Source organism: Oligoflexus sp. (genome assembly GCF_035712445.1).
GTDB lineage: Bacteria > Bdellovibrionota_B > Oligoflexia > Oligoflexales > Oligoflexaceae > Oligoflexus.
Window position 1 is genome coordinate 121179 of the sequence record NZ_DASTAT010000018.1, and the last position, 24295, is coordinate 145473.

Genomic DNA, 24295 nt, shown 5'->3' on the forward strand with positions numbered 1-24295 from the left:
GGGATTGTAGCTCAGTTGGTTAGAGCGCTACGTTGACATCGTAGAGGTCCCCAGTTCGAGTCTGGGCAGTCCCACCATCAGGATCTCTCTTGAAAAAGAGAAACAAAAAAAGCGAAGCCATGAGTGCTTCGCTTTTTTGTTTGGGCCTTGAAACAAGGCCCAGACGACGAGGACAACAAGGCTTATGCGAAAAGGGATTCCGCAAAATCCTGAGCCGAAAATTCCTTCAGGTCCTTGGCCTTCTCACCGACACCGATATAGCGAATGGGCAGTTTAAACTTCTGTTTGATGCCGATAATCACGCCGCCCTTGGCCGTTCCATCGAGTTTGGTCACCACGAGTCCGGTCAGCTTCACGAGCTCACCAAAAGCCTTCACCTGCTGCACCGCGTTCTGTCCCGTGGTGGCATCAATCACGAGCCAGGTTTCATGCGGGGCGTCCGGCATTTCCTTGGCAATCACGCGCTTGACCTTGGCCAGTTCGTCCATGAGTTCGGTCTTGCTATGCAGACGGCCGGCGGTATCAATCAAAAGGACATCGACGCCGCGGGCCTTGGCGGCCTTGACAGCATCAAAGGCCACGGATGCAGGATCGGCGCCTTGCTGATGCTTGATGACGGGAACGCCGATGCGATCGCCCCAGACCTGCAGCTGCTCAATGGCCGCCGCACGGAAAGTATCCGCTGCACACAGGAGGACGGACTTGCCTTCCGCCACATAACGGGCCGCCAATTTCCCAATGCTGGTGGTTTTGCCGACACCGTTCACGCCGACCACCAGAATGACAAAAGGTCCTTCTGTAGGTTTATTGAGAGCCGTGTCCTCTGTGCCCTGCATGGATTCGGTGATGGCCTGCTTCAGTTCAGTTGAGATGACAGCCCAATCCGGTGCCGTGCTCTGCCCGCCGAAGCGTTTGCGGAGCCTATCCACAAGATGATCGGCAGTTTCCACGCCCAAATCGCTGCGAAACAGGACTTCGTGGACCTGCTCCAGCGTCTGGTCGTCCAGCTTCTGCCCACCGAGCAATCGGGAAAGGTTATCTTTCAAATGGGAACGGGTTTTGCTTAGACCTTCTCGGAGTCGCTCAAGCCAGGATGCCTGATTATCCCTCCGAATCTCCGCCAGTTCTTCTGCTTCCCTCTCAACCTCAATGACCTCTTCCTTCCTGGCTTCGGGAACGACCGGCACCTCTTCGGTGCGTGGACGTTCTTCCGCGCGAGGTGGCGTGGGTTTTTCCATGAAACGACGCAGGAAGAAGAAAGCAATCAGGAGCGTGACGAGTATGACGGCCGACGCGATCATGTCCCAGGGCAATCCCTCGGGGACTTCAGTCGGAACGGTTTGCGCGTAAAGTGTCGGAATAATGTTCAGCATCACTCGAAATCCTATCCTTCCATTTTTGTTTCCGCGGACGGCCCAACGTGTTTCCCAAGGCCGCCGGCGAATGGGCGTTTCATACTAGCGGGATTTGGGTTAAAACTATAGCGAGAATCAAGTTTCCGGAGCATCCATGACCAGGGTCTTGTCCATACTGCTCATCCTTGGCTGCGCGCTCATTTCTCATGGTTTGCATGCGCAGGAAGTTACTGAGCCTTTGATACGCCCTGAGCTGCCCCGCGAATGGAGCCGGGCTGTCCGCGGTTTTCGCCGCGAGCATAATTTCTCTGTCAGTTACGGCTATGTCGTCAGCCGCTGGAAGGGTCACCTGACCGACAGCACGGACATCTTTTCCTTTGCGAACGAAGGGCATCAGGCGCGGATATCGTACGCCTTTCATCTGCCGCTTGTGGGTGGCCTCGGATATTACCTGGGAACGCAGACCAGCGCGCTGATGTCCCAAAGCTCACGCGAGAGCGAGGGCGGCGAGATCAGCTATGGACTTCCCGGACTCAATGTCGGTCTGATCGTGAATCTGTCGGATCGCGTTCGCCTCGCATCCGGCCTAGAGCTTGGCTGGCATCGGATTGAGAAACTTGGACTGCCGGAAAGGTTTGAACGAAAAAGGATCAGCGTCACCGGAGAAACGCAGACCTGGAACGGGCAGATTGATTACTTCTATGAGTTATCCTGGGCCGTCCAGCTTACTTACGAATCGTCAGAACTTACTTACAATTCGAAAGAAAGCCTGGCGCTCCGTAAACTCTCCCGCAGCTGGAGCCTGGGAATTCTTAAACATCTGATCTAAACCTCCCTAAGGCTGCAAAAGTCGTGTATATTTGGTCGATCGCAGAAGCAGCTCATTTTGGGCCAGGAGGGGCCGAAGGTATGTGTATCTTCTTTTTAGTGGCAAGAATCCAGCTAGAGAAATTCATGCTGGGAGGCCCCAAGTGCGAGCCCTGATTGCCACAACACTGAGTCTGAACCTGCTAGCCTGTGGCGCAGCTCAAAACAAGCGTTCGATCGATGAGAATCGAAGCCAGAACGCAAACGTCATCCAGTCCGCCGAAGGCCCTTTTCACAGCCTTACCGGATGGACGGAAAAAGTAAATTACTACATTGATGATACGGCTCCCGATGCCGTGGTCGAAGCCGGCATCAAGGCGGCTGAAACCTGGAACGATGCCATGGGTCGCGAAGTTTTAACCTTCACCGGCGTTGCCAGGATGCCCCGCGGTGACGAACTTTATTCCAGTCTCGATGATACCTACACCATGGTTTACTTCGAGAAAAACTGGAAGAACACCACAGGCAAAGCCGACACCACCCTGGCCACCACGGTCTGGGAAAATGCCAACGGCTCTGATCGCATCATCAAAGGCGATGTGATCCTGAACGGTGAGACCTATCATTTCTGCGATGCCATGGACGTGACGCGGAATATCGGTGAAAACCTTGATATCGTCGATGCGCAAACAGTCCTCGTCCATGAGTTCGGTCATCTGCTGGGCCTCGATCATGTGGACGTCGATGAAGATCCTGAATCGGTGATGCACGCGAAAACCTATATCGGTCCCAACATGAGCTTCCGTTCCCTGAGCAATGGTGACGTCAGCAACATTCGTCAGGTTTACGATTAACGGACCTCCGGCTCTACCTTCACCTCGAATCTGCCGACAAGTCGGGAGGAGGACAGCCCATGTCAAAGCCAGGCAAGCCCAAAGAGCGCGGATCTGCAGACGAACTTGAAATCATGCGCGAAATTATCAAGAATGATCCTTTCCTGCTCGAAAAGGTCCTGACCAAAATCAGGGATATTCGAGGAGGTGGACAAAACATGGCCGATGCTGTGGCCGAGAAAAAAGGCGCGAAGCGTGAAGAGGAGCGCCGTAAAGGATCAGGGACTTGAGGTTTTTTTCGATTTTTTGCGGTCTTATCCTGATGGTGGTCAGCTGTCGTCAGGCCGCGTCTCATAGTGAAGCCCGCGTCGTGGAGCAAAGCCGTCGCGAGCGCCCCGACTGGGTCGGCCCGGATCAGTCCAAGCTCGTCAAATCCGGCGAGATTATCGAATATCATAGCGTGAAAACCAAAGTCGTCGACCTGCCGCTCGGTCTGAAACAGGCCGAAGCCTCGGCTTTGAATGATACAAGGCTCCAGATCCAAAATGAAATCGTGCTGTTCTGGAAGAAGGATAAACTTTTCCTCGAACTTGAGGCCCCCGATCGGGCCCTTGTGACCCAGCAGCTGGAAAAACTTTTGGAAACCCGCGTCACGAGCGATCTAATCAAGGACATCTACTACGAAAAGATTTTCGACCCAAATGCCGTAGCGGCTCTTCAGGACACGTACAGCATTCACGTCCTCATCCAGCTCAAACGCTCCAGCTTACAAGGTCTTTTGACCGATCTACAGAAGTACTGCCGCAACAGTCTGCGCCAGGGTTTGATCAAGCTCGCTCAGAGTGATCAGGTCTTTTCTACTCAGCCATGAAATCTGCATATCCCCTGAGCGCCGGCCCCGGAACGGCTTGGGATAAGCGCTTGCGTTTCCGGCTGGGCCTCTGCAGAATGTTTTCCACTCGCGTCCCCGAACGGCGTTGGTAGGATTATCAGGCTGGATTTCATTGCATGGCCGAACATAGCATCATGTCCACTTTCATGGCGCCTTTATGGTGGATCCAAGCCTTTGAGCTGGCCTTGCAGCTGCGCCGATTGGAAGCTGACCCGTATAGCATGAGCATGGCGGCCGGTCTGAGTCCTGCACTCACCGATGCCGAGCTCAGCGCTCTGCTCGTCCTTATGCAGCAGGCGCAACAGCAGATTCTTCAAGGCCAAAAATGGCTGCACCTGAGCCCCGACAATCTTCAGAAAAACCTCGCAGGACACGGCCGCACCCGGGCCTTTATGTTTCTGCGCGTGCTTCAGCTCCTGCGCAGCATGCAGGTTTATCCAGCCGCGACCCAGGAGGCCTTTGAGCCCGTTCCCCTGTTTGATCGGGAAGAACGTCGTCGCGATGCGCAGGGAGCCTGGAAAACAGTTTTCCGTCCGGCGCCGATGGCGGCAGAGTTATTGCTTGGCTATGGGGAGCCTTACGCCGAACTGGCTCGATTGCTGGATGGCAAGCCGCGCGTGCATCGTCTGCTCGGCCGCAGTCAGCCTTTGCCTTTACGGCCTTCGGTCTGGCTCGACCTCGTCCAGCTTGAACAGTACGTGTTTCTGCAGCTGCAGAAGGCCACGATCTGGGAAAAAAGCGGCTTTCGCTGGGATGCCGTCTTCGGGCGATCCTTTGAGAATATGTTTAACGGTTTAACGCTGCCCGTTCCGCGCGAAGTGCCGGAAAATTGGAGCCCATTTAGGCAAAAGATGCGGCTGCTCACCAAAGTCGGCAGAAAGCTGATGGATCACGGCGTTCTGAAAAATCCGCAGGAACTTGATTACCTCGCGGTGGAAGCGGAAAGCGATCCTTTGCTCGTGGTCTGGCAGATGAACGATACCGAGCAGCGCGAAAGCGAAATGAAAGCCTATGAGCAAAGGTGCGCGCGCTACTTCCGTGAGCACACGATGGAGCCCGTGATTAAAAAAATCACACCGATCCTCGTGCCTTCAAGCGGCATGTCCGCGGAAGCCGCTCTCCAGCTCTGGCGGGAACTCGATGAAGTCGAGCGCGCGCAGCCGATCGGTTACATGGCGGTCGAGGGCAATCTGCTGCTGAGTTATACCAGCCTCTTTTATGAATGGTCGCTTCGGCAGAAAGCAGGCGATATCCTGCGGCTCCCGGGCTGGCTGGCGGAAAGCGCGGCCGTCCATGAACTCAACGCGCCGAAGAAAAGCCTCGCGGATCGCGTGCAGGCCTTTGCGCGCATCATCAACGATCATTCCACCTATGCTCGCGATATGGAAACTCTGCCCAGGGCCAGCCTCGCAGCGCCGGTGTCCTGGCGTCAGCGCGAGGTTCTGGAATTTCTGGCCTCGCACAGCCTGAAGAGTCATCTGACCCGCGATGCCGCTGAAGTTGATGAAAGCTCGCGTCGCGCAGCACCGGCCCGTCCCCTGGCTCCGCCTGCGGTTGCGGCTGTGGCGGCCACGCGTAAAGCGATTCCCGACAGCGATCTAAGGCGTCAGGCCAACGAAGAGCTGCAGAAGATGCGCGACAAGGACCCGAAGCGTTATCAGCTTCTCAAGCAGCTCTACCTGGATAATCTCGAGCTGGAAAAAAAGCAGATTATTCTGGAAATGAAAGAACGCATGCAGCCCCAGGCTTTTGATGATCACCTGAAATACAGTCTCGTCAAATACATGGTGGAGAATCCGCGGAGCTGGCAGATGGGTGAGAACGCGGCGCTTTGAATCAAGCGCTCTGCAGGTAGCCATTCACGATGGCGAGCAGCTGCTCTTTCTGCACGGGTTTCACCAAAAAAGCATTCACGCCCAAATCCTTGGCCTGAGTCAGGGCGTCGGAGCCTGTTTCAGTCGTCAGCATGCAGATGGGAATATGCTGGTAGGCCTTGATCTTCTTGATTTCGGCGATCATCTCGAGACCGCTCATCCAGGGCATGTTGATGTCGCTGAAGATCAAACCGACATCAGGATGGTCGTTGAGCTTGCTCAATCCGTCTTTGCCGTCACCGGCTTCGATCACGTTCAGGTTCAATCCCGCTAGATGGCTGACAACCAGCCGGCGAGCCGTAACGGAATCGTCGACCACAAGGATTTTTTTGCTCATCGTTTTCTTATCCATGCCTGGTTGTTGTTTTATGATACCAGTTTAGTCGCTCAGATCAAGGGTCTTAGTCGCTGAAAGAAGCCCGACGCAGAGCCGTGTAACGGCCATCCGCAGCCAACGCATAGCCCTTCAATTCGCGATTCATTACGGCCACCTGATCGTCATGCCACAGCACGATATAAGGCAGATCCTTATCCAGAAGTTCCTGCACGTCCTGGTAAACGGCTCGTCTTTGTTCCGGGCTCCGGCTTATTTTACCCTTTTCAAGGAGCGCGTCCAATTTTGGATTATTGTACCAGCCGCGATTCATTCCACGAGGAGGCGTATTCAGGCTGAAAAAAGCCTCACGCAAAACATCGGCATCATTCGCCGATGTCCAGTCAAGGCTCCAAAGCTGAAGACGTCCGGCGGCAGCATCTTCATCCAGACTCTTCGATTCCATCGGCTCGATCACGAGTCTTATTCCGATTTTTTTAAGCTGCGCGGCCATGGCTTTGGCAATCCGGATCTGATCGACGTCGGCGTTGGTTTTAAAGCTCAGTTCCATGCGCACGCCGCGCTTTCGTTTAAAGCCTGCCTCATCGAGGATCTTTTCCGCTTTCCCGGGATCGTAGGGGCGAGGACTCACAGGCGTTGCCAGACCACCCAGGACAAGGTCGATGATGGGTTTGCGATCGAGCGCCAGGGCTATGGCTTCCCGCACGGCGGCATTTCCGGCAAGGGGATCGCGAAAATTGAAAGCGATGGAACGCGTGCGGAGACCCGGACCTTTCATCACGGTGAGCTGCGGATTCTTCGCAAGGTCTTTGAGTGCAGCGGCCGGGATGCTGTTTTGCAGAAGGTCAATGTCCCCTTTTTGCAGCATGGCGAAGCGGGCTTTCTCGTTCGGTGCTATGTGGAATTCAATATGCGTGAATGCGGATGGACCCGAGAAGGTTTCATGCGGGTTTTTTTCCAGAATGATACGCTCACCATCACGACGGCTGATGAAATAGGGACCACAGACGGGCGCATTGAGGAAATCTATGCTTGCTTGTCCGGCGAGCTTTGCAGGAAGAATACCTAAGGCAAGTTTACTGATGAAGCCGGCATCCGCTTCCTTCAGAGTGAAAACGATCGTCTGGGCCTGGGCATGCACATCGCTCAGAGCGTGGAAGGAAGCGGCTTCTGCGAACGATGCATGGGTCAGCAAAGATTTATATGTGGCGACGACATCCGCGGCCGTGAGGGGACTTCCATCGCTGAATTTCACGTCGTCCTTCAGCTTGACCTCAAGAACTTGAGGCGATGTCCACACCGGCTCCTGAGCTGCGATCCCGGGCACAGCATGACCTTCCGCATCGACGTTCATCAGACGGCAGTGAATGAGATCAGCCATGGACCGGAAATTTGCGTCCACCATTTGGCGTGGATCGAAGCTACGGATGGAGTTGTCCAGTCCCACATGAATGCGCGTGCGCGGGGCGGCCTCCAAGGGGCTTCCGGGCTGGACAGCGCTGAGGGCAATCCCACACAATGTGAGGGTTCCAGCACAAATCGGGCTCCTCCGCATATTTACCTCTTCGCAGTTGCTGGACTCCAGCCTATACTACACAAATTGGCAAAACTAAGGGAGAATTTGTCATTTGCATCGGTTGAGCTGGGAACAAATAGCCCTTGTGATGGGATGCCCCAGGGTCGTATAATTTCCGGTAACGCTTGAAGAAAATGCATTCACGGGCTCAGCCTGTAAAGAAGAGCTCAAGTTTTCTCCCCAAATGTTCGATGATTACCCTTGACGAGAGGCGGCCTGCTAAGGCAGAGGATATTGTACACAAGGATTGCCATTTCTCCGGAAGGGTTCCAAGAACCCGTGCAAGCCCCTTCAAAAGTAATGAGATAGCGTTCCGCCAGACAGATATCTGGACCTCCTCACTGCCCGGCAGTGTGCCATCAGACAGATGTTTGGTTCCCTAGTCGCTGACCGATAATCCCAGGGTTTTTACACCAGGATTTCGGACTCATGGCCCGGCGTGGCATGGATCCTGATTTTCGTACTGCATGTACCCCAATTATTTTTTTCAATACCCGCAGACCTAGGCGGGTCCTCGATTATAACGTTTGGAGATAGAATCGAATGGCGGAAAAGGTGAAAGCAAAAAAGGCCAAGGCCCCAAGCAAGAAAGCCAGTCCCAAAGCTCGCAAGAGTGAAACCGCAGTGAAGCAGGAAGAGGAGACGGCTCCGGTGATCAAGCGCAACAAGACCGGTAAGATTCTCGCCAAATCCGCCCAGGAAAATGTCTCCGAAGAAATCGAGACGAACGAAGCTGAAGCCGATGATGATGATGCCGATGAACTGCCACCTTTGGAACAGAAGTTCACGGCCCCCGAATCCGCCATTGTCCGCGAAACGCCCAAAGCCCCAGCCTCTGTCGTCGCCCCAGTTCAGGATACCAGCGAACAGCTACGCGTGAAATTATCCAAGTCCCTTGTTCGCAAACTGCGTGAGCAGGCCGCGGATGAAGGCATTGGCCTGGATGAATTCGTGACCGAACTGCTGTCGGAAAGCGTTGTTCTGCGCGCCTGGGAAATCGTCGAGCGCAAGAATCAGATGAAAGGCGGTCAGCCGTCCATGGGCAACGGCCGCGGCAACGGTCCCAATGGTCCGCAGCAGAATCGCAACAACAACAACAACAACAATGGTCAAGGCCATCGTGGCAACAAAGGCCACCGTGGAATGAATCACAGTCGTTATCAAACGATCATGGAAGACAAAGGTGCTTTCATGGAATATGTGCGTGGGCAGGAACGTAACCGGCGGTAAGGAAATCCTTGGAACCGGCTCCCAAGGAAGCCGGTCTGTAGTGGAGGAGAGGTCTACTAAGAGACACTCACCTCCGTGCTACTAGTGCAGTCGAACAACACCACAGCACCACCTCCTTTCCTAAGCATTTAGCTTATAGGACCATTTCGAACCGCGGTTTATCCGCATGGCCAGAGGGTCCTATTTTTATTCTAGCATCATTTTTCTTAGGCTTGGAAGCTGACCGTATGACGTGGGTCGCTTTTTTTTTGGAGATTGCGACCTCGCGCGTCCTCATGGTTTTACGAAAAACTGATCGCGGTAGAACCGCAGTTCGTTGATGCTCTCCCGAATGTCATCGAGGGCTCTGTGTTGGTTGGTCTTGGCTGGTGCTGCAGGGCCACCCGGATACCAGCGTTTCACCAATTCCTTGATCGTACTGACGTCGATCATGCGGTAATGCAAATACTCATTCACACGCGGCATATGGTTCATCAGAAACATGCGATCCTGGGCAATGGAATTCCCGCAGAGTGGAGACTGGCGTGGACCAACATGCTGTTTCAAAAAATTCAGCACAGCATCTTCGGCTTCCTGCAAGGTCACCGTTGATGCCATGACGGATTCCCAGAGTCCGGATTTGGTATGATGTTCCTGATTCCAGGCGTCCATCTTCGCAAAAAGCTCGGCGGGCTGATGGATGATGAGCTGTGGTCCTTCTGCAACGATTTCGAGATCCTTATTGGTCAATAAAACGGCTACCTCAAGGACAACATCGGTTGCAGGATTCAGGCCCGACATTTCCATATCGACCCAGACCATCAGGTTGTCCTGTTTATCTGCCATGGCTCCTCCCTGGGGTTTCAACGCATTCATTGTCGTTGCGGCTGCATGGCAGGCTTGCCGCGTATTCTCGCCACGCGAGAGTCTTGACAATTTTTATCGATTTATCATGGTTCCGAATCTATCATAAGTCCACCCGCTAAGAAAGCAGGGAAGCCTTAACACTCTACCTGAGGAGCTTGAAAATCTCTATGGCGACGACCACCCAAACACAGACGCTCGCGAAAATGAAGCGTTGGTTCGCAGCGGCCTGCCTTATTCCAATTGGATTCATGAGCGGCCAACTGATGGCAGAGCCGGCTTTTAAAATCAACGGTAAAGCTTACACGGTCGAAGACCTCGCCAGAGACCATCAGGGCAAGTTCTACGAGATCGAGCAAAAGCGTTATGAATTGATTTCGGATCTGGCTCGCGAAAAGTATCTCGATGAGTTCTGGCAAGGTCTTGCCGACAAAGGCAAAGTCAGCGTGGAAAAGGCTCGCAACGATTACATTGATTCGCGCACCAAAGTTTCCGATGGCGAGATCAAAGAAGCGATGGATCAGTTCAAGGATTATCCTGCGCTGAAGGACAAGAGCGATGCTGAAAAAAAGAAGATGATCACCGATTATCTGAAGAGCAAGAAAGCTCAGGACGTGTTCCAGAGCATCCTTTCCGAAGGCATCGCGAAAAAGCAGCTTGAGATTCAGTATCCTGAACCCAAGGAGCCCGTCTTCAAGCTGGCCATCACCGACGCCGATCCTGTCAAATACGGTCCCAACGCTAAAGACACCAAACCCATGGGCTGCAATGGCAACGCCTGTCCCATCACCATCATCGAATACTCCGAATTCCAATGCCCCTTCTGTGAGCGCGTTCAGCCGACCGTCAAGCGCATCATGAAGGATTACCAAGGCAAGATCCGCTGGGCGGTTCGTGACTTCCCACTCGGCTTCCACAACCGCGCGAAGCCTGCCGCCATCGCCGCTCATTGCGCGAAGGATCAGGGCAAGTACTGGGAAATGTACGAAGAACTCTTCAAGAACCAGAAAAACCTGGGTGATGCGGACTTCAAAAAATACGCGCAGACCATCGGCCTGGACGTGAAGAAGTTTGATGAGTGCGTCGCCAACCCTGCGAAGAAGATCGAAATCATTGATAATAATACCCGTTCGGGTGAAAAAGTGGGCGTGACCGGAACCCCTGCTTACTTCGTCAATGGCCGTCGCCTGTCGGGCGCTCTGCCTTACGAGGAATTCAAGAAGGTCATCGACAGCGAACTCGCGAAAAAGTAAGGTTTTTTCGCCCTAGTTAGGCGTTTGGGCCTCAAGAAAATTACCCTCGAGCCGATAGTCTCCATGTCCATGGACCGTCGTGCGAGAGGGTTTTTTCATGTCCGCATCCGCTCAGCAGAACAGGGATAGTCGCAAGGTGAAGCGTGTACGGCTGGAAAGGCCGATGCGTGTGGTCATTTCGTCGATTGGTGCCCTCGTGCGCTATGAAACGACCGCCCGGGATATATCGCACACGGGCTTCTTCCTCGAATTCGATAGCCCCAACCGTTTCCCCTTCAATCAATCGAGCATCCTGGAAGTCTGGGCCGAACTGGAGCCGGACTGTGCCATCTTTTTTAACGGGAAGATGGCCCGCGTGGTCGGCAAGGAAAATGCAGTTGTGCAGGAAACGGAAGCCGGCATCGCTATCAAAATTGTGCAGATCGACCGCGATAATGAGAAAATTCTCCAGGATTTCATCAGCCGGAAGATTGATGGCAGTCCGGGGTCGGCCGCATGAAGGTGGCAAGCCTCAGCCTGACTTTGCTGGTTCTCACGACAGAAGCCATGGCGACCACCGCCGCCCGCTCCCCGGCCACCCCCCCGTCGTCGGGCGCTGCCACCCAGCAGATCGTTCCCCGCGATACGGTGCGTGCCGGCCAGGATATTGAACTCCGCAAGGTCCAGGCCATGCTCAGCCGTCAGGGCCCACCCCCCGAGAAAAAGTCCGGGTCCCGCCGGTAAGTTTCAGCCTGTAATCCCCGCTCCACAGCCTTTCAGGGTTTTTCTGGACGCAGCCTGCCGAATTGTTTAGAGTTAATGGTATGCAAGAATCCCCCGGCGGATAGGAAGAAAGAGGGCAGCAATGGACTGGAAAGCCATCAAAATACCAGACGGCAGTAAGCTTTTCAAAATTCACCGTTTCAATTTTCTCCACCAAGGCGTCAACTATCTCTTCGAGATTAACGAATTGGGCCCCAATATGTGGATTGGTCATGGCGAGCACGCCACGGACCAGAGCAGTGTGATTCCCACCGTCAACGGCGTGAGTCTTGAAGAAACACTCAATAAGTTGATCAGTCAGGTCAACAAACGCGGATGAGGGCCGGCCGTGAAGCTCGGAATTGAAGTTCTGGCAGCCGCCCCCAAAGCGGCTCAAGCCTGGGGCCGTTGTGCCCTTCTATGCAATCAAGCCTCCGTCACCCAAAATTTCAAAAGCTCCTGGGATCTTCTGCGCGATCTTCTGGGTACCCGACTCGTGGCTTTCTTTGGACCGCAGCATGGCTTTCATGCGACGGTGCAGGATAACATGATTGAAACCGGACATCATAACGCCGGTCCCTTCGGCCTTCCTGTCTATAGCCTTTACTCGGAAACGCGCGAGCCGCGCCCGGAAATGCTGGATGGCGTCGATACCATCATCATCGACCTGCAGATCGTGGGCTGCCGTGTTTATACCTTCAAATACACCATAGCCGGCTGCCTGCGCATGGCCAAAAAATTGGGCAAACGCGTGGTCGTCCTGGATCGTCCCAATCCTTTGGCGGGTGAAGCCATGGAAGGGCGCGTGCTGGATCTCGAAGCCAAATCCTTTGTCGGCGAATATGCGATTCCTTTGCGTCATGGACTGAGCGTCGCGGAATCCGCGCGCTGCTTCAATACCGAGATCGGCGCCGAGCTTGAGATCATTCCCATGGGAGGCTGGAATCCCAAGGCCTACTGGGGTGAACATTCCAAGCACTGGATCCTGACCTCGCCGAACCTGCCGACGGTGGATTCTGTTTACGTGTATCCCGCCACCGTTATGCTGGAAGGCACCAACCTTTCCGAAGGTCGCGGCACGGGCTTGCCTTTCCAATTCGTGGGCGCGCCCTATATCAAAGACGGGGCCCAGTATGCAGCGCGGGTGAATGATTACTATCGCAGCGCCGGCGTTTTCCTGAGGCCCGCCGAATTCCAACCGACTTCGCAGAAGTGGGCGGGTGACGTCTGCCGTGGATTTCAGATCCACGTCCTCGATCCCCATCACATTCATACATTCCCGCTCGGCCTTGCCATCATGAAGGCCGCCATGGACCTTGCCCCTCAGGGTTTTGCCTGGAAGGGTCCGGGTTACGAGTATGACTTCACGAATCTGCCGATCAACTTGATCCTGGGTCATCTGAAAGCGCATGTACACATTGAAAAGAACTTCAGCGTGAAAGATCCCTTCTGGTCGGAAGGCCTCGCGGAATGTCAAAAGAAGGCCGAAGCGCTTTTGATGTACCCGCGCGCTCTGAAGCCGATGCTCGTGGAATGAATGGATCCCGATCTCATAAAAAGAAGAGGCATTCGCCGACGAGCGAGTGCCTTTTTTTTATGCCCTAGCGGATCGCATGAGCATTCAAGAAGACTATCATGAAACCCACAATGACCAAAACGAACATGCCGATGAAAAAGAGCAGATCCGCGACCCTTTCCAGCCTTCGATCATTGTTGTGGCGCAAGGATAAATAGGAACACAGAGAAGCGATGATAAAGATCAAAGCGTCGACGCTGATCATTTCATCCGCATACGAGGCGACATCGGATTTCATCACATGGAAAAGGGTGATCACGGTGATGCAGACGCCGACCATCGTGCTGGAGCCGGAGAAGACATGATGGGCGATGAACGCGCGCTGCGAAAAGGGATCCTTGATGGGCTTCATAGGCATAGGCGCAGGTTCCTCGGCAGGATGGACTTTTCACCAGACTTAGCCTGAATGATGAAAGTCACTCTGTCAAACGCCAGATGAAGGGCAGGTGAGGAGACCTGCCGTCAATCAGGGACGACCTGCCGTGACAGGCACAACGTTGGTCAGGCTTTGGAATTGCTCGGTCACCCGGAGGCTGGTGAAGTCCTTATCCAGCCGGGCTGTTTGCTGCAGGCGGGGATCCAGGCCAATGGCGGCCTTGAGCGAGCCCAGGGCTTCATTGGTGCGGCCGAGGATCGCCAGGACGCAGGCTTCATTATAACGGGCCGTGGCGTCCTGAGGGTCGATTTTGGACGCCTCATTGAAGGTGGCCAGAGCCTTGTCCAGCTGATGCATGCGGTAATAGGTCAAACCCAGGCCATTCAGAAACTCACTGCGCTCAGGATCGAGCAGGATGGCGGCTGAGAAGGACTCAATGGCTCTTTCATGCAAAGAGAGGCGCTCGGAGAGGACTTCCCCCTGCAGGGCATAGAGATAGCTCGTACCGGACAAGGCCGGCCGCAGATCATCGAGCAAGGCCACGAAATCCATCAGACGCTGATTGCGTTCGTAGGCTTTGTGGGAGAAGGCCACCCACTCCAAAGGATTTTTGGCCGCGCTGATCGCCTCGGCAAAGAGCCGGCGGGCCTCGTCATACTTCTTCCCATGTTCCAGCTGCAAACGGGCCAGATGTGCCTTGATCATCACCGTTCGGGCCTGATCCAGACCCTCGTAAGTCAGAACATTGGCCAGGATCTTCTGAGCCTCGTTGGGCTTGTTCAGATGCGTATAGAGAATGATGGCATCGTTGATGAAAACTTCGGTCAGCTGCGGCTGGGTCTTTTGCAGCTGCGCATAGATCTGGTGTGCTTCCTGATATTTCTGATTATCGCTCAGCGCGATCGCAAGGCTCAGATCAAAAAGATGATGGGGATAGCGTTCACGCCAGCTGCGCAGATCCCCGATCAGAGTATCGCCGGTCGTATGCGATTGCATGGTCGCGATCACATAGGGGATCACAATATTCTGGGCCGTGGCATCTTTTTTCAGGCTGCGCTCGAAATGCTTGAGCACTGTGGATTCCGGGCTTTGACCGGTCAAGAGCTGACCACGCATGAAGTCCACGCGCCATGACTGCCGCACGGGAATCTTGCCGTCACCTTCCAGAACGGACAGCGCGTTCTCGGTATACCCCATCAGGTCGAGGACCTGAGCCGAGACGATGTAACCATATTCCTCGTGCGGGCTTAATTCCACCGCCTGCTGCCCCAGCTCGGAAGCCTGCTTCAGATAGCGCAGCTGCGAGGGGCTTTGTTTGAATGCCTTCAGATAGAGTTCCGCCAGAAGATAATGCCCATAGGCGGAATAGGGATTCTGCTGGACCAGACGCGCCGCAGACCTTTCCAGCCTATCGAGCTGATCCACTTCACCGAGCCAGACCAATTCTTCAAGGTTTTTTTCCGGGGTGACTGCGGGGGGGCTGGAGGGATTCGTCGAGGCGGCTTGAGACAAGCTGGGGAGGAGCATGAGGGCTGAAGCCAGGAAAATCCTGCCGTACCCGCCGCCGCCCGATTTCGAGCTAGATTCACGGCACTTCTTGATGCCAGATCCTGGTATCCGTTCCCAACTCATAACCACCTCAGTAGTCTTTTGCCAAATTCTCCAAATATCTCTTCGGCGCTTTTGTCTTTTCTTTGAGTCTTTTTTGAAGATTCGGCCCGATGGCCAAATATATCCAATAAAATCAATTTATTACATTCTGTAAGAATCCCGCCGCAAGGCCCCGGGTGGGCCGCTTTTTGCCTGGCGCCTAAACAAAATTTCCTAGCTGTCGATAGGGACTCCTAGGAGAAGCAGAACATGCGGGACTGGAAGAAAATGTTGCAATACGCTCTATGGCCCATCTTGAGTCTGGCGTTTTATTTTGCGTTGAATGCCGAACGGAGCGTAGTCAGTCGGGATGGTCAGAAGCCCTTCAACTTCATGACCCTCAAGGCTATCGGCGATCGTGAATCTCCGGCCATGACCCGCCCGGGTCCAGGTCAGGATCTTTCAGATCGACTCGAAGTTTCCGATTCGCTTCTGATCGATTCGATCATCACCATCGTGCAGAACTACTATGTGGACGAGCCGCGGGTGGAAAACCGGCAGCTCATGGAATCCACGCTGCGTTCTTTGCACGAGACGGATGTCGCTGTGCTGAGCAGCATGAGCGATCGATCGCTGCGACTCACCAAAGGCAATGACTCCATAGGTTTCCGCTTCAGCGGACGCTACACCTATGATGATCTGATGCGCGATGCGCTGCGGACGAGTCAGTTCCTGGAACGACAAAGGCCGCGGGATAAAAGCAAAAAGACTCCCAATGGCGCCTTTCAATTTCTATCAGCCATGCTTGCGAGCCTGGATCCCCACAGCAATCTTTTGACTCCCGATGAATATCGCGACCTGCGTCAGGGCACGGAAGGTTCCTTCGGTGGACTCGGTGTGGTCGTTGGGATTCAGGATGATGTCCTGACCGTGATCAAGCCCTTGCCGAAAAGCCCGGCAGCCCGGGCCGGGGTCTCGAAGTTTGATCGCATCATGCAGATTGATGGCAAAAGCACCTTCGGAACCACGCTGGATGACCTTGTTCAGTACATGCGCGGTGAACCCGGAACCAAGGTGAATCTTTTCGTTCTGCGGGAAGGGGATTTTGCGCCGCGTCGCCTGTCCCTGACGCGTGAGATCATTCAGGTCGATTCCGTGGAATCCAAGCTTATACCGACCGATAAAGGCAAGATCCTTTACTCCTATATCGACAGCTTTTCCTCACGGACCGCCGTGGAGCTGCGGGATGCCATGATCAAGGCGCAGCGTGATGCGGATCCTTTGGCTGGTGTGATTCTGGACATGCGCGGCAATCCCGGCGGTCTTCTGGATCAGGCGGTGAAGGTTGCTGACCTCTTTATTGATGAGGGCCGCATCCTGTCCACCCAGGGCCGCACGCGTGAATACGAAATGGCCAAGAATAATCTTTATCGCTTTGATTATCCGCTCGTGATCCTGACCAACGGGGATACAGCGTCTGCGAGTGAAATCGTGGCCGGTGCCTTGCGGGATCATGGCCGCGCCCTTGTGATCGGCGAGCCGAGTTTCGGCAAGGGTTCGGTGCAGACCGTCTTTGAACTTCCTGGTGAGCAGGCTCTGAAACTCACGATAGCCCGTTACTATACGCCCAAGGGTATTTCGATTCAGAATACCGGCATCATGCCTGACATCTGGCTCCAGCCCGTGCACAAGGGCAAGGAGAACTGGAACCTTCTTGGTGAATATCGCTATAAGAGCGAGCGTTATCTCGATCACAGCCTTGATCCTGGTAAAGCCCGCGTCGCCAATCAGAATGAAGAATGGAAAGCCTTCTACCTTCTGCCGGAGGCTGCCCAAGCTGCCAGCAAGGTTCCACCGAAGGACATTCCTCTCGACTTCGCGCAAAGGCTTCTGACCGAACTCGCCATGCGTGACGGTGTGCCCATGCCGAAGGAAAGACTTCGTTCCAGTTACTGGAAAGCCAGCGCCTCGCAGTTTCTGCGTGAGAATCTGGAGCGCCTCGACAGCAGCACCGCGCAGTGGCTGGAAAAATCCAATGTGGATTGGTCGGAAAGCACCCAGGAGCGCCTCGCCTTCGATCCGCGTCGCACCAAATTCACCGTGGATCTGGATGATCGTTTTCAAATACAGGAAGGCCAGCCGGCTCTTATCCCATGGCGCGTCAAGAACCTGGGCAAGGAAGCGATCACCCGCCTCTCGGTATTTGTCACGAGCAATCGCAGTAACCTCGGAACCTCCGAAGTTTTGATTGGAAGAATTGAACCCGGTGAAGAGCAGCGCGGCGTCGTGCGCTATGAAGTCAAGGCCACGGCCAAGGACGGTCCGGTAAGAATCCGTGTGGGCCTTGCGCGCAGCGGTGGTCCCCTGACCAATCTGGAGCGTCATCTGATTGTGGAGATCAAGGAAGGGGAAGTGCCTCGCTTTGATATCGCCATGAAGTTGACCCAGGAAACCGGCGGTAAAGCGGAAGGCGTATTGGAAGCAGGCGAGCAGGCTCGTTTGGAAGTGACGATTCGCAATAATTCCCAGGTGACAGCCAGCATGGTCGAAGCCAAGGTCGCAAACCTTGCCGGCAAGCAGATCAGGCTGGATGAAAGAAAACTGAAAGTGGGTCCTGTCGAGCCGGGAGAAGTGCGCGTGATCCGCGTGCCGATTCAGGCCTCGTTGGAACTGACGTCCGAGCAATTGCAGGTGGGTGTTTCCGTCGTGAGTCGCGAGCAGATGGAAGCGAGCAAATCTCACTTCTTTATCAGCGGAAGCCCCGTCCCGCGCGTATCCAAGTCGAACGTGAATACAGGAAGAACTCCATGGACGGAAAATTGAACATTCTGCTCGTCATCGGCAAGAGTCAAAACCTAAGGGCCTTTGACCTTCTGGAGCCTTTGGCAGAAGTTCATGCTGTTCGTGCCGCCACCTTCCTGCATGCCTTGCGCAAAACGATTTACACCTCGAAGCTCGCCCTCCAAAGTTTCCTTGAAGACCAGCATCTGCCGGGCTATATGCTCGGCCTTGAAGATGAGCTGGCCCGTGCGGACCTTGTGATTGCCTCTGGATTTATCGATCAGTCCACGCAGCAGGCGCTGCGGTATTGCCATCAGCATCAGAAGCCGCTCTTGATCTTTTCAAGTGACCCCATGGATCTGAAATGGGCCATGGATCATGATCAGCCCGCTTTGGACGATCTTTTGAAATGCGCGAGTGGATTTTTGGTTTATGGAGACGAGGCGGCGGAGTCGCTGCGCTTTATCGGTATTGATAGCGATCGCATTCAGTCTTTGGCACCGCGCATTCACACGCGACGCATGGATTTTCAGCCCCAGAATCGAGAGCGGTTCCGTCAGTATATCAAGATGCCGAATGATGTGTTTCTGATCAGCTGCTGTGATCCCCTTGCGCATGATACGGGAGCGCGGAATCTTCTGTTTGCGCTCAAGTATTTAACTGACCATAACCAGGAGATCGCCTCCCGGCTGCGGCTGCTGTTTACAGGCAGTGGGCAGAACAAGGAGGCCCTGAAATACCTCGCTGTGGATCTTGGTCTGGCCCGTCAGCTGCTTTTCATCTCGCAGGATACCAGCCCCTTTCAAAAGGATCTTTATAGTGCCACGGACCTTGCCATCTCGTGGATCCATCAGTCGGATATGGAGAGCGCTCATGCCTCCTTCTGGATCCTCGAAGCCATGGCCTGCGGCGCGCGTCCCCTGGTGAGCGCCCATCATCCTTTGGCCGAGGCCCTGGCCCCCATCTTTGCGGTCGAGCAGAACGATTATGGGACACTGGCTGCCGAGCTGCAGAAGGTTTATGAAGAGCGCGAGCTGCCCGCCTATGGTCGTCAGGCTCTGGTCGAACAATGCCGCTATCAGTTCGATGCGGCGGATACAGCCCCGATCGTCGAAGCCTTTATTCAAAAGCTCGCCTCCAAGACCCCACAGGGGACTTTTGGTGGACTCAATCAGGACTTTTACATACTCCTGGCTCGTTTGAAGCGAGAAGCCTCAGACGCCAGCCTGGACGAATTGGTGCCGCTCATTGATGAGGGTCTTCAGACCTGGGCCTGGCATCCGGAATTCCGGGCGCAGCTCCAGCTCTTCAAAGGGCATCTCCTTCTGAAGAACAACGACCTTGATGGCGCGATGAACTGCTTTGAACTTTGCACCGCGGATGAGTGCGTCCACCGTGAGGCCTACCTTGGTCTGGCCCGTATTGCCTATCTGACATATGCAAGTGAAGAGGCGCTGTCCTTTTATCGGAAGGCCCTGGCCATCAAACCCAATGACCCGGAATCCATGGCGGGACTGGGTCAGGTCTATCGCAAAACCGGCATGCCGGATGACGCCGTCTATTGGCTCGGCCGCAGCCTGAGCGTCGATATCGAAAATCAGTCCACGCTCTATGCTTTAACGCAGGCCTGCCTGGAATGTGTTGATATGGATCGCGCCATTGATGTTCTGGAGCAGCTGATCAGTATCATCGGGGAAAAAGGACCGGTGGTGATGGCTCTGGGGCAGCTCTATTACAAGGTCGGGGAGTGTGAGAAGGGTCGGCTTTTAGTCGATCAGGCTTTGCTCCTGAGCGATCAAAAGCCGTTCAAAACAATCAAGATCTCAAACGCTGGTTGAACCGAATCCACCCTGGCGCTGACCGCCGACGGGAAGTTCCAGACGTCCAACAAGGTTGAGCGCCATCTGGGCGATGCGATCGCCCTTCTGGATCGTAAAGGGCTCGCGGCCGAGATTCAGCAGCAAAACCCCTATTTCTTCACGATAATCCGCATCAATCGTGCCCACACCGTTGGCCAGTGTAATGGCATTCTTGCGAGCCAGACCCGAGCGAGCCCGGATCTGCAGTTCGGGGATGAATCCCGTGGGGACCTTGGACCATTCCACTTCGGAGATCCAAACGCCCGTAGGGACACAGGCCACCGTACCTGGCTCAATCACCAGACCTTCACGCGCCACCAGATCGGCGGCAGCGCTGTGTTCGGTCATATAACGCGGTGTGCATTCTTCATGAAAGCGAAACTGGAACATGACTCACCCTTAAACGGTGGGACGTTTGCCCAATGCATCCTTGCGACTCAGCTTGATTTTGCCTTGGCGATCGACGTCGATCACTTTCACCAAAACCTGCTCGCCTTCGTTCACGATATCGGTCACGCGATCGACTTTACGGTTCTCAAGCTGCGAGATGTGCAGAAGACCTTCCAGGCCTGGGCGCAGCTCGACGAATGCTCCGAAGTCGACGACTTTTTTGATCGTACCGAGGTAGATCGCGCCCACTTCAGGATCGGCGGTGATGGCGCGAATGGCTTGTTTCGCGCGTTCAGCCGATGCTCCGTCCGGAGCCATGATGTTGACGATACCGTTGTCGCTGATATCGATCTTGACCTGCAGGTCCGCCACCAGTTTCTTGATGGTTTTGCCGCCGGGACCGATAAGGTCGCGGATCTTGTCTTCCTTGATTTTGATTTCAAAGATCTGCGGTGCCCACTGGCTCAGTTCCGCAGGCTCGTTGATCGTCGCCACCAGTTTTTTCAGGATGAACTGACGACCTTCTTTCGCCTGGGCCAGAGCTTCGGCGAGGATCTTCTTATTCAGACCCGAGATCTTGATATCCATCTGGAGAGCGGTGATACCTTCCTGGCCGCCAGTGACTTTAAAGTCCATGTCGCCGAGGTGATCTTCATCGCCGAGGATATCGGAAAGGACAGCGTACTTGTCACCTTCCATCACGAGGCCCATGGCAATACCGGCCACAGGTTGCTTGATGGGCACACCGGCGTCGAGCAAAGCCATGGTGCCTGCGCACACAGTGGCCATCGACGACGAACCGTTGGATTCCAGAACTTCGGAAACCAGACGGATGGTGTAGTTGAACTTGTTGGTTTCGGGCAGGACCGCTTCCAAAGCTTTATAAGCCAAGGCACCGTGACCCACTTCGCGACGACCAGGAGCACGCATAGGTTTCGCTTCACCGACCGAGAAGGGCGGGAAGTTATAGTGAAGCATGAAAGCTTTTTTGAAGTTGGCTTGCAGGATGGAATCCATCCGCTGCTCATCATCCGCCGAACCCAGAGTGACAGTGGCCAAAGCCTGAGTTTCACCGCGGGTGAAGAGAGCCGAACCGTGCGTTCTTTTCAGAACTTTGGTTTCGCAGGTGATCTGACGAATATCCGTGAACGAACGGCCGTCGATCCGCTTGCGATCATCCAGGATCATGTTGCGCATGGAAACGTAAATCAGTTTCTCATAAGCAGCGGCTAAAGCCTTGCCGCGAGCGCTGTCACCGTCAGGATTGAGTTCAGTGACGATCTTATCTTTCAGCGCTTTCAGGCCTTTGACGCGGGCTTGCTTTTCACGAATCTGCAGAGCTTCGCGGGCGTGGCCTTCGAGGTGCTGCACTTCGGGATAAACAGTATCAGCCAGCGTGTTCCCGGTCAGGGTGCGCTTGGGTTTGCCGATTTCTTTCTGAACTTCCTTCTGCATCTCGAAGAGCGGCCTCATGGCATCATGAGCAAAGGTGATCGCTTCGATCATCTCGTCTTCGGAAAGGAAGTTCGCGGCCGCTTCCACCATCAGAACAGCGTCTGGATTGGCGGCGAGCGTCAGGTCGAGGTCGCCCTCTTCACCCAAAACGGGATCGAGGACGAGTTGGCCGTCTTTCTTGCCAACGCGAATAGAGGCCACAGGGCCATTGAAAGGAATATCACTGATCATCAAAGCTGTACTGGCACCGACCATAGCCAAAGGCGCAGGGTGATGCAAAGGATCCACCGACATCACGGTGCAGACAACTTGAGTTTCGCAGAGGAATTCTTCAGGAAAGCTGGGGCGAAGAGGGCGGTCGATTACGCGGGCTGTCAGGACTTCGGCTTCACTGGGCTTGGTTTCCCTTTTCACGAATCCACCGGGGATCCGTCCGGCCGCATAAAACTTTTCAATGTAGTCGACGCTTAGCGGGAAGAAGTCCTGTCCTTCCTTCGGGGCCTCTGAAGCACAGACAGTCACAAGGACCTGAGTGTCGCCACAGCTGACCATGACGGAGCCATTGGCTTGTTTCGCAAACTTTTGGAATTCGAAACATATGGTTTTGTCGCCGACTTTGGCTTCCTTGATTAGGGACATCTTAAGAAAACTCCGAAAAAGATTGGCAGCCCGCCAAATTAAAAAACGTCTTTACCTTTGCCAACAGTATCAAGTTACTGGCGAGAGATAAAGACGCTTTGTGATTTGGTATGTATTATTTGCGCAGGCCAAGTTCAGAAATGAGATTCTTGTAAGCGTTGGTATCTTTGTTCTTCAGGTAAGTCAGAAGACGTTTACGCTGACCAACGAGTTTCATCAGACCTAAACGGGAGTGATGATCTTTCTCATGCACTTTGAAGTGACCATTCAAGGTCTGCAGACGGCGAGTCAGCAAAGCGATTTGCACTTCTGGGGAAGCGGTGTCGCCGGGTTTCTTGGCGAATTTTTGAACGATTTCAGAGGTTTCAGCTTTGCTCAAAGCCATGTCATATCCTTCCTAACTGAGAGCTTATACGCGTTGAATCAGCATAGCCCCGGTTTTCGGGCGATGTAAGCAGGCAAACTACCTATAATGTGCGCACATTGCAAGCTTCGTCTTCTTACCGGGTACGGTTTTTCCAGTCTCATGGCGATTCTGGGCTTATTTTTAATGATTTCTCACAGAATTCCGATACTATTTTAGGAATTGACAAAACTCCGTTGTTTTGTCATAAAACGCCACTGCTACACGGTAATGATGACTTCCTATTGATAAGCTGTTGTTCCCCGCTGCGCTGGTTCCCTGACAAAATTTCTCGGTTTCGAGAAGGAGACGGTGATGACCTTTCCAGCCGGCTACAAAGTAGTCCATAAAACCCACGGGGTAGGCGAAATCCAAGGAGTTGAAAGTCTCACCTTGGGCGGTCAATCGCAGGATTATTACATCCTGAAGATATTGGCTACCGGATTAATGGTAAGATTTCCGAAAATCAATTCTCCTCAAGTGATTCGCGAACTCGTCAGTGATGACGACATTGCTCGTATTTTTGCCATTCTCGGTGAACCGCCGAAAACGTATTCCGCGATCTGGAACCGTCGGAAGAAGGAATTCACCGACAAGATTCGTTCGGGTTCCCTGTTTGAAATCGCGGAAGTGCTGCGTGATCTTTCCGGCAAGGATCGCTTGCGCCAGCCTTCGTACGGTGAGAAGGAAATGATCGACCGCGCCAAGGCTCGCCTTGTCAGTGAAATTTCCGCCGCCAAATGTCGCGTTCCCGGCGACGTCGAGCACGAACTCGACGAGGCTCTCGATTCAAAATCCCGAGCAAGTTCTTGATACCTTGCCCCCAGCCGTAGTATTCCAGGATCATGTCCGGAATGCTTGTTGACGAGGTTGGGCCCTAAATTATGCAAATCATCAATGTGATGGCTTCCAGTCTCGACGGCCGCATCGGCCTTCACGATCGTGAAGGTGATGCGGAACGTCAAACCGTGGGCCTTTCAGGCAATGCCGATCAGCGGCATCTGCGCCTGCAGATGGAAAGTTGCGATGCCATCATTGTGGGTGCGACCAGCATTCGTGCCAATGGCGAATGTCTCGATCATCCGGGACGCTTGGGGACCCCTCCCGCCTGGTATATCTTCGCCCAGAAACCTTTGCCGCCCGGTATCGCGTTCTGGAAGCAGACGCACATTCCGCGTTATCTGCTTTCCTCCACGCCATTGCCTCTTCCACAAGGCAGCGGCGTGACCAATCTCGTCTTCGGTACCGAAGACCCCGCGCTTTTTCTCCATTCGTTTCTTTTGCAAAAAAAGCATGAAGAATGCCTTTTGTTTGGCGGTGGTATCATCAACAATTGGTTTTATCGACAAGGGCTCGTCGATGAACTGCGCCTGACCCTGGCTCCGCTCTTCATTGGGCAATCCGCAGCGCCTTTTCTGATCGCTCCCGAACTTCCGCGCAAGGTCAAATTTTCCTTGCTTGCTTCCCACAGCGAGGAAAGTTTTGTAT

Annotated in this window: 24 protein-coding genes and 1 tRNA gene; 16 read left to right on the forward strand and 9 right to left on the reverse strand. The window is 54.2% G+C overall.

Translation table 11 applies throughout. The features are described from left to right. Nucleotides 1-77: transfer RNA gene (locus VFO10_RS03660), tRNA-Val, on the forward strand. A 105-nt stretch (nt 78-182) separates the two neighbouring features. Here the strand turns inward: VFO10_RS03660 and ftsY are convergent. Continuing rightward, a complete protein-coding gene (gene ftsY / locus VFO10_RS03665; RefSeq protein ID WP_325137319.1) occupies nt 183-1373 on the reverse strand; it encodes a signal recognition particle-docking protein FtsY in 1191 nt (396 codons plus the stop codon). A 136-nt stretch (nt 1374-1509) separates the two neighbouring features. On the opposite strand from ftsY, the gene VFO10_RS03670 reads away from it, so the two are divergent. The 5 genes from VFO10_RS03670 to VFO10_RS03690 all read left to right on the forward strand — a co-directional run bounded on the left by VFO10_RS03670 (nt 1510) and on the right by VFO10_RS03690 (nt 5722). After that, nucleotides 1510-2184 (forward strand): hypothetical protein, encoded by a 675-nt coding sequence (locus VFO10_RS03670; protein ID WP_325137320.1) that lies wholly within the window; start codon nt 1510-1512, stop codon nt 2182-2184. 142 nt (nt 2185-2326) lie between these two features. Beyond that, nucleotides 2327-3016, forward strand: coding sequence for a matrixin family metalloprotease (locus tag VFO10_RS03675; RefSeq protein WP_325137321.1), 690 nt, complete (start codon nt 2327-2329; stop codon nt 3014-3016). Nucleotides 3017-3075: 59 nt separating this feature from the next. After that, the gene (locus VFO10_RS03680) at nt 3076-3285 is read left to right on the forward strand and encodes a hypothetical protein (RefSeq protein ID WP_325137322.1); all 210 of its coding nucleotides are present in this window, start codon (nt 3076-3078) and stop codon (nt 3283-3285) included. Beyond that, nucleotides 3282-3866 (forward strand): hypothetical protein, encoded by a 585-nt coding sequence (locus VFO10_RS03685; RefSeq protein ID WP_325137323.1) that lies wholly within the window; start codon nt 3282-3284, stop codon nt 3864-3866. The genes VFO10_RS03680 and VFO10_RS03685 overlap by 4 nt, the downstream gene beginning before the upstream one ends. Nucleotides 3867-4003: 137 nt before the next feature. After that, a complete protein-coding gene (locus VFO10_RS03690) occupies nt 4004-5722 on the forward strand; it encodes a hypothetical protein (RefSeq protein ID WP_325137324.1) in 1719 nt (572 codons plus the stop codon). A gap of 1 nt (nt 5723) precedes the next feature. Here the strand turns inward: VFO10_RS03690 and VFO10_RS03695 are convergent, their stop codons facing one another. Then, nucleotides 5724-6098 carry a response regulator gene (locus tag VFO10_RS03695; protein WP_325137325.1) on the reverse strand — a complete coding sequence of 125 codons (375 nt, stop codon included), beginning with the start codon at nt 6096-6098 and terminating at the stop codon, nt 5724-5726. 64 nt (nt 6099-6162) lie between these two features. Next, a complete protein-coding gene (locus VFO10_RS03700) occupies nt 6163-7572 on the reverse strand; it encodes an ABC transporter substrate-binding protein (protein ID WP_325137326.1) in 1410 nt (469 codons plus the stop codon). A 654-nt stretch (nt 7573-8226) separates the two neighbouring features. Between VFO10_RS03700 and VFO10_RS03705 the strand changes: the two genes are divergently transcribed. Further along, nucleotides 8227-8901 (forward strand): hypothetical protein, encoded by a 675-nt coding sequence (locus VFO10_RS03705; protein WP_325137327.1) that lies wholly within the window; start codon nt 8227-8229, stop codon nt 8899-8901. 273 nt (nt 8902-9174) lie between these two features. Here VFO10_RS03705 and orn read toward each other — a convergent pair whose 3' ends face one another. Continuing rightward, a complete protein-coding gene (gene orn, locus VFO10_RS03710; protein ID WP_325137328.1) occupies nt 9175-9726 on the reverse strand; it encodes an oligoribonuclease in 552 nt (183 codons plus the stop codon). 188 nt (nt 9727-9914) lie between these two features. On the opposite strand from orn, the gene VFO10_RS03715 reads away from it, so the two are divergent. The 5 genes from VFO10_RS03715 (at nt 9915) to VFO10_RS03735 (ending at nt 13275) form a co-directional block, all read left to right on the forward strand. Continuing rightward, nucleotides 9915-10997 (forward strand): DsbA family protein, encoded by a 1083-nt coding sequence (locus VFO10_RS03715; RefSeq protein WP_325137329.1) that lies wholly within the window; start codon nt 9915-9917, stop codon nt 10995-10997. Between the two features lie 97 nt (nt 10998-11094). Continuing rightward, complete coding sequence (locus VFO10_RS03720) at nt 11095-11496, forward strand: PilZ domain-containing protein (RefSeq protein WP_325137330.1); 402 nt, start codon at nt 11095-11097, stop codon at nt 11494-11496. Beyond that, a complete protein-coding gene (locus VFO10_RS03725) occupies nt 11493-11720 on the forward strand; it encodes a hypothetical protein (protein WP_325137331.1) in 228 nt (75 codons plus the stop codon). Before VFO10_RS03720 ends, VFO10_RS03725 begins: the two co-directional genes overlap by 4 nt. Nucleotides 11721-11841: 121 nt before the next feature. After that, nucleotides 11842-12078: a hypothetical protein gene (locus VFO10_RS03730; RefSeq protein ID WP_325137332.1), complete on the forward strand. Its 237-nt coding sequence runs from the start codon at nt 11842-11844 to the stop codon at nt 12076-12078. A gap of 9 nt (nt 12079-12087) precedes the next feature. Continuing rightward, the gene (locus VFO10_RS03735) at nt 12088-13275 is read left to right on the forward strand and encodes a DUF1343 domain-containing protein (protein ID WP_325137333.1); all 1188 of its coding nucleotides are present in this window, start codon (nt 12088-12090) and stop codon (nt 13273-13275) included. A gap of 64 nt (nt 13276-13339) precedes the next feature. On the opposite strand, the gene VFO10_RS03740 is transcribed toward VFO10_RS03735, so the two are convergent. Then, on the reverse strand, nt 13340-13672 hold the full coding sequence (locus VFO10_RS03740; RefSeq protein ID WP_325137334.1) for a hypothetical protein: 333 nt from the start codon (nt 13670-13672) through the stop codon (nt 13340-13342). Between the two features lie 108 nt (nt 13673-13780). After that, nucleotides 13781-15322 carry a TPR end-of-group domain-containing protein gene (locus VFO10_RS03745; RefSeq protein WP_325137335.1) on the reverse strand — a complete coding sequence of 514 codons (1542 nt, stop codon included), beginning with the start codon at nt 15320-15322 and terminating at the stop codon, nt 13781-13783. A 228-nt stretch (nt 15323-15550) separates the two neighbouring features. Here VFO10_RS03745 and VFO10_RS03750 point away from each other — a divergent pair, with 228 nt between their 5' ends. Then, entirely contained in the window at nt 15551-18103 is a 2553-nt protein-coding gene (locus VFO10_RS03750; RefSeq protein ID WP_325137336.1) for a S41 family peptidase, read from the forward strand. Further along, a complete protein-coding gene (locus VFO10_RS03755) occupies nt 18088-19899 on the forward strand; it encodes a glycosyltransferase (RefSeq protein ID WP_325137337.1) in 1812 nt (603 codons plus the stop codon). Before VFO10_RS03750 ends, VFO10_RS03755 begins: the two co-directional genes overlap by 16 nt. Here the strand turns inward: VFO10_RS03755 and dut are convergent. The 3 genes from dut to rpsO all read right to left on the reverse strand — a co-directional run bounded on the left by dut (nt 19885) and on the right by rpsO (nt 22789). Then, nucleotides 19885-20310 (reverse strand): dUTP diphosphatase, encoded by a 426-nt coding sequence (gene dut / locus VFO10_RS03760; protein ID WP_325137338.1) that lies wholly within the window; start codon nt 20308-20310, stop codon nt 19885-19887. The two genes, VFO10_RS03755 and dut, sit on opposite strands and share 15 nt — an antisense overlap. A gap of 9 nt (nt 20311-20319) precedes the next feature. Continuing rightward, nucleotides 20320-22395 (reverse strand): polyribonucleotide nucleotidyltransferase, encoded by a 2076-nt coding sequence (locus VFO10_RS03765; protein ID WP_414697013.1) that lies wholly within the window; start codon nt 22393-22395, stop codon nt 20320-20322. Nucleotides 22396-22519: 124 nt separating this feature from the next. Next, a complete protein-coding gene (rpsO, locus tag VFO10_RS03770) occupies nt 22520-22789 on the reverse strand; it encodes a 30S ribosomal protein S15 (protein ID WP_325137340.1) in 270 nt (89 codons plus the stop codon). A 333-nt stretch (nt 22790-23122) separates the two neighbouring features. Between rpsO and VFO10_RS03775 the strand changes: the two genes are divergently transcribed. Both VFO10_RS03775 and VFO10_RS03780 read left to right on the forward strand, forming a co-directional pair. Next, nucleotides 23123-23620 (forward strand): CarD family transcriptional regulator, encoded by a 498-nt coding sequence (locus tag VFO10_RS03775; protein ID WP_325137341.1) that lies wholly within the window; start codon nt 23123-23125, stop codon nt 23618-23620. A gap of 71 nt (nt 23621-23691) precedes the next feature. After that, a partial coding sequence (locus tag VFO10_RS03780; protein ID WP_325137342.1) for a dihydrofolate reductase family protein occupies nt 23692-24295 on the forward strand: 604 nt, incomplete at its 3' end.